The organism is Burkholderia sp. HMSC10F09, assembly GCF_001806955.1.
Classification (GTDB): Bacteria; Pseudomonadota; Gammaproteobacteria; order Burkholderiales; family Burkholderiaceae; genus Burkholderia; species Burkholderia multivorans.
In genome coordinates this window covers 1-12,309 of the sequence record NZ_KV786925.1, presented here as the reverse complement: position 1 = coordinate 12,309, position 12,309 = coordinate 1, and the positions used below count along the sequence as shown (strand labels likewise).

Here is a 12,309-nt window from a genome sequence, read left to right as displayed (position 1 = left end):
GGCGTTCCCGAGCGCGGCGCTGACCGGTCAGTCGGTGGTCGTCAGCCACGGCTGGTATATGCAGTAAAGCGAGCGCCGCTGCGCGCATTGCCGCGCGCGCGACAGCGAATGGCATAAAAAAAACGCGCTCCGGAGAGCGCGTTTTTCGTTTCGGCCGAGCGGCGGGCAGCGACGACCGCTGCCGCGCTGCCGCTTTACTTCAGCACGGCCGCGACGGCGTTCGCGACGACGTCGAGGTTACGCGTGTTCAGCGCCGCGACGCAGATCCGGCCCGTTGCGACGGCGTAAATGCCGAACTCTTCGCGCAGACGATCGACTTGCGCGGCGGTCAGACCCGAATACGAGAACATCCCGCGCTGTGCGTTGATGAAGCTGAAGTCGCGATCGACGCCGCTCGCCTTCAGGCGCTCGACGAGACCATTGCGCATCGCGCGGATGCGATCGCGCATTTCGCCGAGTTCCTGCACCCACGCAGCATGCAGTTCCGGCGACGCGAGCACTGCAGCAACCACGGCACCGCCATGCGTCGGCGGGTTCGAATAGTTCGTGCGGATCACGCGCTTGAGCTGCGACAGCACGCGCGCGGCTTCGTCCTTGCTCGACGTGATGATCGACAGCGCGCCGACGCGCTCGCCGTACAGCGAGAACGACTTCGAGAACGACGACGAAACGAACGCGTTCAGATCGGCTGCCGCGAACAGACGCACGGCCGCGGCATCGGCCTCGATGCTTTCGCCGAAGCCCTGATACGCGATGTCGAGGAACGGCACGAGGTTGCGCGCCTTGACGACGTCGACGACCTGCTGCCATTGCGCTTCGGTCAGATCCACGCCGGTCGGGTTGTGGCAGCACGCGTGCAGCACGACGATCGTGCCCGGCGCATAGCCGTTCAGCGCCGACAGCATGCCTTCGAAGTTCACGCCGTTGGTGGCCGCGTCGTAGTACGGATACGCGACGACCTCGAAACCGGCCGCTTCGAACAGCGCACGGTGGTTTTCCCAGCTCGGATCGCTGATCGCGACCTTCACGTTCGGGTTCACGGTGCGCAGGAAATCGGCGCCGATCTTCAGTGCGCCCGTGCCGCCCAGCGCCTGCGCGGTGACCACGCGGCCCGCGGCGATCAGCGGCGAATCGTTGCCGAGCAGCAGCTTCTGCACGGCCGCGTCGTACGCGGCGATGCCGTCGATCGGCAGATAGCCGCGCGGCAGGCCGGCGTCGACGCGTGCCTTTTCCGCTTCACGAACCGCGCGCAGCAGCGGAATCTTGCCGTCTTCGTTCGTGTAGACGCCGACGCCGAGATTGACCTTGGTCGGACGCGTATCGGCGTTGAAGGCTTCGTTCAGGCCCAGGATCGGGTCGCGGGGAGCAAGCTGGACAGCGGAGAAGAGCGACATGATGATTCGGCAGTAGTAAAAAGAGGGTCAGGCTTTCAACCGGCAAGGCGGACGCTGCAGCGCCCGCACGGGCAGGCACGACGCCGGGAAGCGCAGCAGCCTGACATTGTAGCGAATTCGCGCCGGAGCGACGTACCCGATCGCGATGTCGGCCGGCCGCGGCGTGTCGGGAGGCGGCAGCAGATCGCGCCGTCGCGAAGCGCTAGAATAGTTTTTTTGCCTCCGCACCGGCTGCACTCCATGTCAGAACACCATGCCGAAATCGGCGACACGCTCGACGAATCCAAATTCGTGACGTTCGAAGGGTCGCCGTTCCAGCTCTATCAGCCGTATCCGCCCGCAGGCGACCAGCCGACCGCCATCGACACGCTCGTCGAAGGCGTGCAGGACGGTCTCGCATTCCAGACGCTGCTCGGCGTGACGGGCTCGGGCAAGACCTTCACGATGGCGAATACGATCGCGCGGCTCGGCCGCCCGGCGATCGTGTTCGCGCCGAACAAGACGCTCGCCGCGCAACTCTACGCGGAGTTCCGCGAGTTCTTCCCGCGCAACGCGGTCGAGTATTTCGTGTCGTACTACGATTACTACCAGCCGGAAGCGTACGTGCCGCAGCGCGACCTGTTCATCGAGAAGGACTCGTCGATCAACGAGCACATCGAGCAGATGCGGCTGTCGGCGACGAAGAGCCTGATGGAGCGCCGCGACGTCGTGATCGTCGCGACGGTGTCGGCGATCTACGGTATCGGCAATCCGTCCGAATACCACCAGATGATCCTGACCCTGCGCACCGGCGACAAGCTCGGCCAGCGCGACGTGATCGCGCGGCTGATCGCGATGCAGTACACGCGCAACGAGCAGGACTTCCAGCGCGGCACGTTCCGCGTGCGCGGCGACACGATCGACATCTTCCCGGCCGAACACGCGGAGATGGCCGTGCGCGTCGAGCTGTTCGACGACGAGGTCGAGACGCTGCAGCTGTTCGACCCGCTGACGGGGCGCGTGCGCCAGAAGATCCCGCGCTTCACCGTGTATCCGTCGTCGCACTACGTGACGCCGCGCGACACCGTGATGCGCGCGGTCGAGACGATCAAGGAGGAGCTGCGCGAGCGGCTCGAATTCTTCCACCGCGAAGGCAAGCTCGTCGAAGCGCAGCGTCTCGAGCAGCGCACGCGTTTCGACCTCGAGATGCTGCAGGAGCTCGGCTTCTGCAAGGGCATCGAGAACTACTCGCGGCATTTTTCGGGCGCGGCGCCCGGCGAGCCGCCGCCGACGCTCGTCGACTACCTGCCGCCCGACGCGCTGATGCTGCTCGACGAATCGCACGTGCTGATCGGCCAGCTGAACGGCATGTACAACGGCGACCGCGCGCGCAAGGAAAACCTCGTGAATTACGGGTTCCGGCTGCCGTCGGCGCTCGACAACCGCCCGCTGAAGTTCCACGAGTTCGAGCGCAAGATGCGCCAGGTCGTGTTCGTGTCGGCGACGCCGGCCGACTACGAGCAGCGCGTGACGGGGCAGATCGCGGAGCAGGTCGTGCGGCCGACCGGGCTCGTCGATCCGGAAATCGAGGTGCGGCCCGCGAGTTCGCAGGTCGACGACGTGCTGACCGAAATCAACGCACGCGTGAAGGCCGGCGAGCGTGTGCTGATCACCGTGCTGACGAAGCGGATGGCCGAGCAGCTGACCGAGTTCCTCGCCGATCACGGCATCAAGGTGCGCTATCTGCACAGCGACATCGACACGGTCGAGCGCGTGGAAATCATCCGCGACCTGCGGCTCGGCACGTTCGACGTGCTGGTCGGGATCAACCTGCTGCGCGAAGGGCTCGACATCCCCGAGGTGTCGCTCGTCGCGATCCTCGACGCGGACAAGGAGGGCTTCCTGCGCGCCGAGCGTTCGCTGATCCAGACGATCGGGCGCGCGGCGCGCAACGTGAACGGCAAGGCGATCCTGTACGCGGACACGATGACCGAGTCGATGAAGCGCGCGATCGGCGAGACCGAGCGGCGCCGCGCGAAGCAGATCGCGTACAACGAGAAGATGGGCATCACGCCGCGCGGCGTGGTCAAGCGCATCAAGGACATCATCGACGGCGTCTACAACGCGGACGACGCGCGCGCCGAACTGAAGGAAGCGCAGCAGCGCGCGAAATTCGAGGACATGTCGGAGAAGCAGCTCGCGAAGGAAATCAAGCGCCTCGAGAAGCAGATGGCCGATTACGCGAAGAACCTCGAATTCGAAAAGGCGGCCGCGACGCGCGATCAGCTTGCGCTGCTGCGTGAGCGCGTGTTCGGCGCGAATGTCGGCGATCACGTGAGCGGCGGCCGGTAAATTTTTCCCAACACCGCTGAAACCTGCCGGTAACGGCCGTGTAAGCCTTGTCGCATCAGGGGTTTGCCGCCGTTCCGGTTTGTTCGGAAACCGGTTCGGTGCTACACTGCGCAATTATTGAGAATTGTTCGCATTAACGTTCTTCGTTGCGTTAGTGTTTCCAGCGAGCCGTCCGGCCGGGCGTTTCGCACGTGTTGTCAGACAAAAACAAGGAGTGTCCATGTTGGGTTCTTCGTTTATCCGCACGTCGGTGGCGGTGGCGGCGGCACTGGCCGCGATGTCGGTTTGCGCTGCGGAATATCCGATCGGCAAGCAGCAGATTCAGGGCGGCATGGAAATCGGCGCCGTCTATCTGCAGCCGATCACGATGGATCCGGAAGGGATGATGCGCAAGGCGTCCGATTCCGACATCCATCTGGAAGCCGACATCCACGCGGTGAAGAACAACCCGACCGGCTTCGCGGAAGGCGACTGGATGCCGTATCTGCAGGTCTCGTACAAGCTGACGAAGCAGGGCGACACGAAGTGGAAGGCCGAGGGCGACCTGATGGGCATGGTTGCGAGCGACGGCCCGCACTACGGCGACAACGTGAAGCTGAACGGCCCGGGCAAGTACCACCTCACGTTGATGGTGAAGCCGCCGATGCAGTCGGGCCACATGGCGTTCGGCCGCCACGTCGACAAGGAAACCGGTGTCGGCCCGTGGTTCAAGCCGATCACGCTCGAATACGACTTCCCGTTCGCCGGCATCGGCAAGAAGGGCGGGTATTGATCGGTCACGGACGGCGCGCTTCAGGCGCGCCGTCGGCGCAGAGAACCCACGATGAAATTTCCCCAGAAAATCGTCGCCGCCGTTGCCGCAATGTGGCTCGCCGGCGCGACGTACGCAGCCGATCTGCCGACGTTCAAGCTCGAGATGGCGGACGGCAAGCTGAATCCGGCCCGGATCGAAGTCCCGGCCGGCCAGCGTTTCAAGATCGAGATCAAGAACACCGGCAAGGGCGCCGCCGAATTCGAGAGCGTGCAACTGCGCAAGGAGAAGGTGCTCGCGCCGGGTGCCGATTCGTTCGTGGTCGTCGCCCCGCTGTCGCCGGGCGAATACAAGTTTTTCGACGATTTCCACCAGCAGGCGCAGGGCGTGATCGTCGCGAAGTAACGTTTTGTCTGCGTGCTGGCGCGCGGATGCGCCGCTCGCACGTCAGGAGGTATCGATGGGTCAGATCTTGTTCATCGTCTGGCGGGAGAGCGTCGAAGCGCTGCTCGTCGTCGGCATTCTGTATGCATGGCTGAAGAACGGCGACGCCGACGCGCGCCGCGGCCTGCCTTTCCTGTGGACCGGCGTCGTCGTGGGCCTGCTGATGGCGGTCGGCCTCGGCGCCGCGCTCGTCGGGTTCACCGAAGTGCTGTCGGGCGACGCGCAGGACTATTTCCAGACCGCGATGGTGCTGATCGCCTGCGTGCTGATCGTGCAGATGGTGTTGTGGATGCGCCGGCACGGACGCACGCTGAAGCGCGACATGGAGCAGTCGCTCCAGCAAAGCACGCGCGATTCGAACTGGTGGGGCGTCGCGGTGCTGGTCGCGCTTGCGATCGCCCGTGAAGGCAGCGAGACGGTGATCTTCCTGTACGGCCTCGGCTTCGGCCAGTCAGGCCATGTCGACGGCAGCCAGATGCTCGCGGTCGTGATCGGCCTGGGCCTCGCGTTCCTGACCTTTTACCTGCTGCAGCTCGGCGGCAAGTACTTCTCGTGGCGGCACTTCTTCCGCGTGACCGAAGTGATGCTGCTGTTCCTCGGCGCGGGCCTGTTCGAGACCGGCGTCGACAAGCTGATCGACAAGGAAATTCTGCCGCTCGGCATCTCGCAGGTGTGGGATACGTCGGCGATCCTCGACGATTCCGGCACGTTCGGCTCGCTCGTCGCGACGCTGACCGGTTATCGCGCGCACCCGGCGCTGACGAACCTGATCGCCTATGCGCTGTACTGGGCGGTGGTCTGGCTGCTGATGAAGCGTGCGAGCCGTCGCCCGGCCGTCGCAGCGGGTCGCGCGGCATGAGCGTCGTCGCAGCAGCAAAGCCGGGCCGGCTCGCGCAGGCCGGCCACTGGATGCAGCGCCACGGGGCGCTGATTCGCGGCATCCAGTGGGTCGTCGTCGCCGTCTATGCGTTCCTGATCATCGTGCCGGCGATCACGCCGCTGCCGGACGATTCCGCGCATCTCTGGAGCAACCTGACGCTCGCTGCGGAATTCGTGTTCTGGGGCATCTGGTGGCCGTTCGTGCTGCTGTCGATGGTGATGCTCGGCCGCGTCTGGTGCGGCGTGCTGTGTCCCGAGGGCGCGCTGGCCGAGTATGCAAGCCGCTTCGGCCGCGGGCGCGCCATCCCGCGCTGGATGCGGTGGGGCGGCTGGCCGTTCGTCGCGTTCGGGATCACGACGATCTACGGCCAGATGGTCAGCGTGTATCAGTATCCGCTTGCCGTGCTGCTCGTCCTCGGCGGCTCGACGGCCGCCGCCATCGTGATCGGGCTGCTATACGGTCGCGAGAAGCGCGTGTGGTGCAAATACCTGTGCCCCGTCAACGGCGTGTTCGGGCTGCTCGCTCGGCTCGCGCCGATGCGCTACAAGGTCGACGAGGAAGCGTGGCGCCGCTCGTACAAGAACGGCGAGCATGGGCACCGCGTGATTCCGATCAACTGCGCGCCGCTCGTGCCGCTGCGCAACATGAAGGGCGCCGCCGCCTGTCACATGTGCGGCCGCTGCAGCGGGCATCGCGACGCGATCGCGTTGTCGTGGCGCTCGCCGTCCGATGAAGTCGTCAATCTCGGCGCGCAGCAGGCGAATCCTTGGGATACCGCGCTGATCCTCTACGGTCTGCTCGGCGTTGCGATCGGTGCGTTCCACTGGACGGTCAGTCCGTGGTTCGTGCAGATCAAGCAGTGGCTTGCCGGTTGGCTGATCGATCACGACATCACGTGGCCGCTCGAGACCAACGCGCCGTGGTTCCTGCTGACGCACTATCCGGACCGCAACGACGTGTTCTCGTGGCTCGACGGCGGGCTGATCGTCAGCTACATCGTGGGCACGGGCCTCGTATACGGTACGGCGCTGCTCGTGCTGCTGGCCGGCGCGACGCTGATGCTCGGCCGCTTCGATCGCGTCCGGCTCCATCATCTCGCGCAGGCGTTGATTCCGATCGCGGGTGCGGGCGTGTTCCTCGGGTTGTCGGCGACAACGTTGTCGCTGCTGCGCGCCGAACATGTGCCGCTCGGCTGGGCGGCCGATGTGCGGATTGCGATTCTGGTCGGCGCAAACGCGTGGAGCGCCTGGCTCGCATGGAAGGTGACGGGCCGCTACGCGGCGTGGCCGCGCCGGCTCGCGGCTTTCGCGTGGTTTGCCGCCGCGCTGGCGGTGATCGATAGCGCGTGGTGGCTGATGTTCTGGGGTTTCTGAGCGGCTGCGCGAATCGCGTCGGCCACAGCGGCCGATCGTCGAACGGCGCTCGGTCTGCCTTCATGGATTTTCGATTCCCGCGCGAGCGCATCCGAGAGCACAAATAAAAAGCGACACGTCGAAGGACGTGTCGCTTTTTTGTTGCCGCGTGAGAACCAAAAAAGTGGCTTGGCTTGCTGCAACGGCTGCTTGAGTGTGTTTGCACGAAGGGGTCTAGATCTCGCGTGCAAGCCGTTGCGCTGGCTAATGCCCAACACCTCTCAGGGAGGTGGTCCCCACAATACTCTGTCGTTACTTCGTCAGGATCAGCTTGCCGAGCCGCGTTGCGCGCAACTGATACGTTTCGCCGTTGTGCGCAATGCTGATGTGGCTGTGACCTTGCAGCAGCGCGTCGCTGCTGACGACCCGTGTGCCGCTGTCGCGGTTGCCGGCAGGCTTCGCCGGAGCGGTAACCGCCGCCGTCTTCTGACGGCTGCCGCCTGCAGTGCCGGCGGTGCGGCGCAAGGTCAGCGTAGTCGGGCGCATGGTGTCGGTCATTCGGTTTGATCGGTGACTGTCGATACGATGGAATGAATTCTAAATGATAACTATTCCCATTTACAAAAACTCTTTATTGATCGGGGAAGCGGGGTCGATAGCTTGAAGCAAACGGCGGCGAGCACGCCGCCGCCCGTGTCAGTGCAGCGGATCCGGGTCCTTGCGTCCCTGCGTGTATTCGCGGATCAGGCGCACCGTATCGATGTCCGAGGTGCGATACGCTTCCTTCACGATGCCGTGCGTCTGCCGCGCTTCCTCGCTGTCGTCGGTGACGGTCAGCGTCGTCCGGTATTCGAAACGCAGGAACAGCTCATGATCGTCGCGTTCCTCGATCGTCATCGTCAGCGAGCCGCCGATTTCGCCGTCGGCCGCGTGAATGTCGTAGCGGACCTGCTGATTCGGCGTGAAAGTCACGCGGTCGCGCACGACCGCGTGACCGTAATGCAGTTCGCGCTCCAGCGTGGTCGCGGTGCGCTCGCGAACGACGCAGCTATCGAGGCCGATCACGAACAGCTGCGGCTGCTCCGCGCGCAGCACGAGGCCCTCCCACAGCTGGTCGCGCGTGAGGGTCGGGATGGCCGGATCGTCGGTGTTGATCTGGATCAGGTGTTCGAAGTTCAAGGGGACGGTTTCCTTCTTGTGGCGGGACGCCGTGTGGTTCAAGTCAGGAAGTCATTGTGACGCAAAACGCGCGGCTTCGCGGCACCCGCGTCCCATCCGTACGCATCACGCTTCGATGCATCCCATGCGACCGGTCTGATAATCGACGACGGCCTGCCGAATCTCTTCTTCGGTATTCATCACGAACGGGCCGTAGCGCACGATCGGCTCGTTCAGCGGTGTACCGCCGATCAGCAGCAGGTCGAGCGACGTGTCGCCGGCGGCGAACGTGACCGTATCGCCGTCGTCGCCGAACACGATCATGTGACGTGCGTCGACAGCTTGCGCCTCAGGCCCGTAGCGGCCCGTTCCTTCGATCGGATAGGCGAACACGCGATAGCCGGCCGGCACCGCTTGCGTGACCGTCGCGCCGGGTTGAAGCGTGAAGTGCTGGTACAGGATCGGCGTGCGCGTCTCGATCGCCGCACGCGCACCGAACGCTTCGCCGGCAATCACGCGCACGTGTGCGCGCCCGTCCGGCGACGTCGCGATCGGAATGCGGTCGGCCGGCATTTCCTGGTAGCGCGGCGCGATCAGCTTGTCGCGGCGCGGCAGGTTGACCCACAGCTGAAAGCCGTGAGAGCGGCCGCCGCTTCGCGCGAACTCGGGGTCCGGCATCTCGCTGTGCACGACGCCCGAGCCGGCCGTCATCCATTGCACGTCGCCGGGCCCGAGCGTGCCAGCATGGCCGGCCGAGTCGCGATGACGGAACCGCCCCTCGAGCACGTACGTGACGGTTTCGAAGCCGCGGTGCGGATGGTCGGGCGCGCCTTTCGCCTCGCCGGGCGCGTAGTCGACGGGACCCATTTCGTCGAGCAGCAGGAATGGATCGAAGTCCATCAGCTGACGCGTCGGGAACGGGCGGTGAACCACGAAGCCGCCGCCTTCGGTCGTCCGAACGGCGGGGTAGATGCGGTCAAGCGAACGAGCGGTCGTCATGGGGAAGCCCTCGAATCAACGGAATAGCATTATTTTTGAAACACTACGCTATTATATGGACCGATTTGCCTGGGAATTTGCGGTGACCCGCAATGGATTGTTCTGAAATTGGAACGATGACATGAACATCGATGCACATAACCTGAACGACCTGATGTACTTTTCGCAGGTCGTCGAGCACGGCGGTTTTTCCGCGGCGGAGCGCGTCCTCGGCATCTCGAAATCGCGGCTGTCGCGGCGCCTGACGGAGCTCGAGGGCGCCCTCGGCGTCCGGCTGCTGCAGCGTTCGACACGCAAGTTGGCGCTCACGGAGGCCGGCGAGCTGTTCTACCAGCACTGCCAGGCGATGCTGGCCGAGGCGCAGGCGGCCATGAACGCGGTGCAGCAGCTGCGTGCGTCGCCGCGCGGGTCCGTGCGCGTCAGCGTGCCGGTCACGCTGTCGCAGACGATGCTGTCGCGGATCCTGCCGGAATTCCTGCATCGTTATCCCGAAGTGAAGGTGCACATCCGTGTGACGAATCGCGTGATCGACCTGTTCGAGGATTCGATCGACGTCGCGCTGCGCGTTCGGTCCGAGCCGCCGCAGAACGCGAACATCGTCGTGCGGCCGCTTTGGCGTACCGAGCAGATGCTGGTCGGCGCGCCGAGCCTGTTGAGCCAGAATGCGCCGCCGCTCGTGCCGGAAGATCTCGCGCATTTCGAAACGCTCGATACGCCGAGCGTCGACGGGCGGCACGTGTTCAACCTGATCGCGCCGGACGGCACGCGTCACGTGCACGAACACGATCCGCGCCTCGTGACGGCCGACCTGATGACGATTCGCGAGGCGGTGCTCGACGGTCTCGGCATCGCGGCGCTGCCGGAGATGATGTACGGCAATGCGTTGCGCGCCGGCCAATTGTCGCCGGTGATGCCCGGTTGGACGTTGCCGGTCCCGCAGCTGTACGCGGTGTTCGTATCGCGACAGGGGATGCCGCCTGCGGTGCGCGCATTCGTCGACTACCTGGTGGAGAAGCTCGATCACGGCGAATACAAGCAGCCCAGCTGCCCCGAGCGCGCGAAGAAGGATGCGGCCGCGGACGTTGCGGCGAGCTGAGCCTCGCACGCGCAAGGCGGCGGATTTGTTTTGTCATTGAAGCGTCGCCGGCAATCGCAAGTTTCAATCGACAGGCACTTGAATGCCGATGCGGGCAGGCCTATATTGAAATCCCATTTCGCGAAGGAAGTTCTGAGCGGAATCAGGTGGCCGCATATGTTGCGAGCCAGATAGGGCAGAACGCGCAACCCGTGCAGACCACGGTAGTCGCATTTGCGTTGCTCGAGGCGCAACCGATACCGCCGAAGAGCCCGCCGCCCGAAGGCGCCCGCGTGCGCATGAAAAAAGGCCTTCATCTGGCGATGAAGGCCTTTTACTTTGTGCGGCGCGCTTCGTTACTTCTTCACTTTCGCGCCCGGTTCCGTCACGAAGCCGAGCTTCGTCAGGCCGCCTGCCTGCGCGTCGGACATCACCTCGGCCACGCGCTCGTATGCGACCTTGCGGTCCGCACGCAGATGCAGTTCCGGTTGCGGTTGATGCTGCGCCGCTTCCGCGATGCGCGCCTGCAACTGGTCGCGCGTAACCGTATGGTCGTTCCACAGGATCGTGCCGTCGCCCTGGATCGCGACGTCGACCGTCTGCGGTTTCTCGTCGACGGGCTGACTGCTTGCGCGCGGCAGATCGATCTTCACCGCATGCTGCATGGCCGGAATCGTCACGAGGAAAATGATCAGCAGGACCAGCATGACGTCGACGAGCGGCGTCATGTTGATCTCGCTCATCACGCCGTCGTCGTCATCGTCGCCGAAGCCGGTATTCATTGCCATGGTTCGCCCCCGCTTCAGCTGGCGCGCGCGGCGAGACGCAGGCCGCTGCGATCCGACGACGATGCGAGACGCTCGCCCGTCACGAAATAGGCGTGCAGGCCGTGCGCGAAGCGGCGCAGCTTGCTGACGATGCCCTTGTTCGCCCGCGTGAGCGCGTTGTAGCCGAGCACGGCCGGGATCGCGACGAACAGGCCGAATGCCGTCATGATCAGCGATTCGCCGACCGGGCCCGCGACCTGATCGATCGACGTCTGGCCCGTCATGCCGATCGCGAGCAGTGCGTGATAGATGCCCCAGACCGTACCGAACAGGCCGACGAACGGCGCCGTGCTACCGATCGATGCGAGGATGGCGAGGCCGCTCTGCATGCGGGCGATGCCTTCGTCCATCGTGTCCTTCAGGCAGCGCGTGACCCAGTCGGACACGTCCATGCGGTCATGCAGATGCGGCTGCGTCTGATGGTGGTGATCGGCCGCTTCCTTGCCCGACAGCGCAAGCGCCAGGAACGGATTGTCGGCCGGCGTCGACGCAGCAAGGCCGAGCTTCTTGATGCCGTCCTCGAAGTCGTCCGAATGCCAAAAGCCTTGCTCCGCATTTTTCGTCAGGCGGTTCAGCCGCACCACGTTCCAGCCCTTCACGACGATCACGATCCACGACAGGATCGACATCACGAGCAGCGTGATCGCAATGGCGCGCGTCACGAAATCACCTTGCGCCCAGACGTGCGCGATACCGTAGCTTTGCATTTTTGTTTCCCTTGAATCTTTCCGGATAAGGCTGGTTAATCGGTGAGCCCGAAGTTGTAGGGCTGCGTGCGAGCGGCGCGGATCGCCTGGCCGTTTTCGATATACGGACGGCAGGTGGTCGCGCGCATCGCGTCGAGCGCGGCTTCGTCGAGACGCGGATAGCCACTGCTCTTCTGCAATTCGATGCTTTCGATCTTCCCCGTCACGCCGACGACGAAGTGCACGTACGCGGTGCCCGTTTCGCCACGACGGCGCGACATTGCCGGGTAGTCGGGCTTCACGAACGAGCACTGCAGCGTAGGCACGTTCTTCGGCGCGCTGACCTGCATCGTTTCGCGGGCGGGGCCCGGCGCCGGTGCGGGAGCGGGCGCTGCCGCGGCCGGCGCGGCGG

13 protein-coding genes are annotated in these 12,309 nt (G+C 64.7%); 6 read left to right on the top strand and 7 right to left on the bottom strand.

The window, feature by feature from the left end:
• Positions 1-194: 194 nt before the first annotated feature.
• Positions 195-1,394, bottom strand: coding sequence for an amino acid aminotransferase (locus tag HMPREF3115_RS27250; RefSeq protein ID WP_006407927.1), 1,200 nt, complete (start codon positions 1,392-1,394; stop codon positions 195-197).
• Between the two features lie 240 nt (positions 1,395-1,634).
• On the opposite strand from HMPREF3115_RS27250, the gene uvrB reads away from it, so the two are divergent.
• From uvrB to HMPREF3115_RS27225, 5 genes are all read left to right on the top strand, one after another.
• Positions 1,635-3,725 carry an excinuclease ABC subunit UvrB gene (gene uvrB, locus HMPREF3115_RS27245; RefSeq protein ID WP_006402050.1) on the top strand — a complete coding sequence of 697 codons (2,091 nt, stop codon included), beginning with the start codon at positions 1,635-1,637 and terminating at the stop codon, positions 3,723-3,725.
• 220 nt (positions 3,726-3,945) lie between these two features.
• Positions 3,946-4,497: an iron transporter gene (locus HMPREF3115_RS27240; protein ID WP_006407929.1), complete on the top strand. Its 552-nt coding sequence runs from the start codon at positions 3,946-3,948 to the stop codon at positions 4,495-4,497.
• A gap of 51 nt (positions 4,498-4,548) precedes the next feature.
• The gene (locus tag HMPREF3115_RS27235; protein WP_006407930.1) at positions 4,549-4,881 is read left to right on the top strand and encodes a cupredoxin domain-containing protein; all 333 of its coding nucleotides are present in this window, start codon (positions 4,549-4,551) and stop codon (positions 4,879-4,881) included.
• Positions 4,882-4,936: 55 nt separating this feature from the next.
• A complete protein-coding gene (locus tag HMPREF3115_RS27230) occupies positions 4,937-5,779 on the top strand; it encodes an FTR1 family iron permease (RefSeq protein ID WP_006409594.1) in 843 nt (280 codons plus the stop codon).
• Entirely contained in the window at positions 5,776-7,173 is a 1,398-nt protein-coding gene (locus HMPREF3115_RS27225) for a 4Fe-4S binding protein (protein ID WP_006407932.1), read from the top strand. The genes HMPREF3115_RS27230 and HMPREF3115_RS27225 overlap by 4 nt, the downstream gene beginning before the upstream one ends.
• 291 nt (positions 7,174-7,464) lie before the next feature.
• Here the strand turns inward: HMPREF3115_RS27225 and hemP are convergent, their stop codons facing one another.
• The 3 genes from hemP to HMPREF3115_RS27210 all read right to left on the bottom strand — a co-directional run bounded on the left by hemP (position 7,465) and on the right by HMPREF3115_RS27210 (position 9,309).
• Positions 7,465-7,710: a hemin uptake protein HemP gene (hemP, locus tag HMPREF3115_RS27220; protein WP_006402044.1), complete on the bottom strand. Its 246-nt coding sequence runs from the start codon at positions 7,708-7,710 to the stop codon at positions 7,465-7,467.
• Positions 7,711-7,848: 138 nt separating this feature from the next.
• On the bottom strand, positions 7,849-8,331 hold the full coding sequence (locus HMPREF3115_RS27215; RefSeq protein WP_070556902.1) for an SRPBCC family protein: 483 nt from the start codon (positions 8,329-8,331) through the stop codon (positions 7,849-7,851).
• A 105-nt stretch (positions 8,332-8,436) separates the two neighbouring features.
• A complete protein-coding gene (locus HMPREF3115_RS27210; protein ID WP_070556901.1) occupies positions 8,437-9,309 on the bottom strand; it encodes a pirin family protein in 873 nt (290 codons plus the stop codon).
• A 121-nt stretch (positions 9,310-9,430) separates the two neighbouring features.
• Between HMPREF3115_RS27210 and HMPREF3115_RS27205 the strand changes: the two genes are divergently transcribed.
• Entirely contained in the window at positions 9,431-10,405 is a 975-nt protein-coding gene (locus HMPREF3115_RS27205) for a LysR family transcriptional regulator (RefSeq protein WP_006407935.1), read from the top strand.
• A gap of 335 nt (positions 10,406-10,740) precedes the next feature.
• Here HMPREF3115_RS27205 and HMPREF3115_RS27200 read toward each other — a convergent pair whose 3' ends face one another.
• The 3 genes from HMPREF3115_RS27200 to HMPREF3115_RS27190 all read right to left on the bottom strand — a co-directional run.
• The gene (locus HMPREF3115_RS27200; protein WP_006402040.1) at positions 10,741-11,172 is read right to left on the bottom strand and encodes an ExbD/TolR family protein; all 432 of its coding nucleotides are present in this window, start codon (positions 11,170-11,172) and stop codon (positions 10,741-10,743) included.
• A 14-nt stretch (positions 11,173-11,186) separates the two neighbouring features.
• Entirely contained in the window at positions 11,187-11,918 is a 732-nt protein-coding gene (locus HMPREF3115_RS27195; RefSeq protein WP_006407936.1) for a MotA/TolQ/ExbB proton channel family protein, read from the bottom strand.
• 35 nt (positions 11,919-11,953) lie between these two features.
• The coding region (locus tag HMPREF3115_RS27190; protein ID WP_141751747.1) for an energy transducer TonB at positions 11,954-12,309 on the bottom strand (356 nt) is incomplete at its 5' end.

Coding starts and splice junctions, on each gene's coding strand:
- HMPREF3115_RS27230 (WP_006409594.1), top strand. CDS start 4,937: ATGGGTCAGATCTTGTTCATCGTCTGGCGGGAGAGCGTCGAAGCGCTG.
- HMPREF3115_RS27235 (WP_006407930.1), top strand. CDS start 4,549: ATGAAATTTCCCCAGAAAATCGTCGCCGCCGTTGCCGCAATGTGGCTC.
- HMPREF3115_RS27205 (WP_006407935.1), top strand. CDS start 9,431: ATGAACATCGATGCACATAACCTGAACGACCTGATGTACTTTTCGCAG.
- HMPREF3115_RS27240 (WP_006407929.1), top strand. CDS start 3,946: ATGTTGGGTTCTTCGTTTATCCGCACGTCGGTGGCGGTGGCGGCGGCA.
- HMPREF3115_RS27195 (WP_006407936.1), bottom strand. CDS start 11,918: ATGCAAAGCTACGGTATCGCGCACGTCTGGGCGCAAGGTGATTTCGTG.
- HMPREF3115_RS27210 (WP_070556901.1), bottom strand. CDS start 9,309: ATGACGACCGCTCGTTCGCTTGACCGCATCTACCCCGCCGTTCGGACG.
- uvrB (WP_006402050.1), top strand. CDS start 1,635: ATGTCAGAACACCATGCCGAAATCGGCGACACGCTCGACGAATCCAAA.
- HMPREF3115_RS27225 (WP_006407932.1), top strand. CDS start 5,776: ATGAGCGTCGTCGCAGCAGCAAAGCCGGGCCGGCTCGCGCAGGCCGGC.
- HMPREF3115_RS27250 (WP_006407927.1), bottom strand. CDS start 1,394: ATGTCGCTCTTCTCCGCTGTCCAGCTTGCTCCCCGCGACCCGATCCTG.
- HMPREF3115_RS27200 (WP_006402040.1), bottom strand. CDS start 11,172: ATGGCAATGAATACCGGCTTCGGCGACGATGACGACGACGGCGTGATG.
- hemP (WP_006402044.1), bottom strand. CDS start 7,710: ATGACCGACACCATGCGCCCGACTACGCTGACCTTGCGCCGCACCGCC.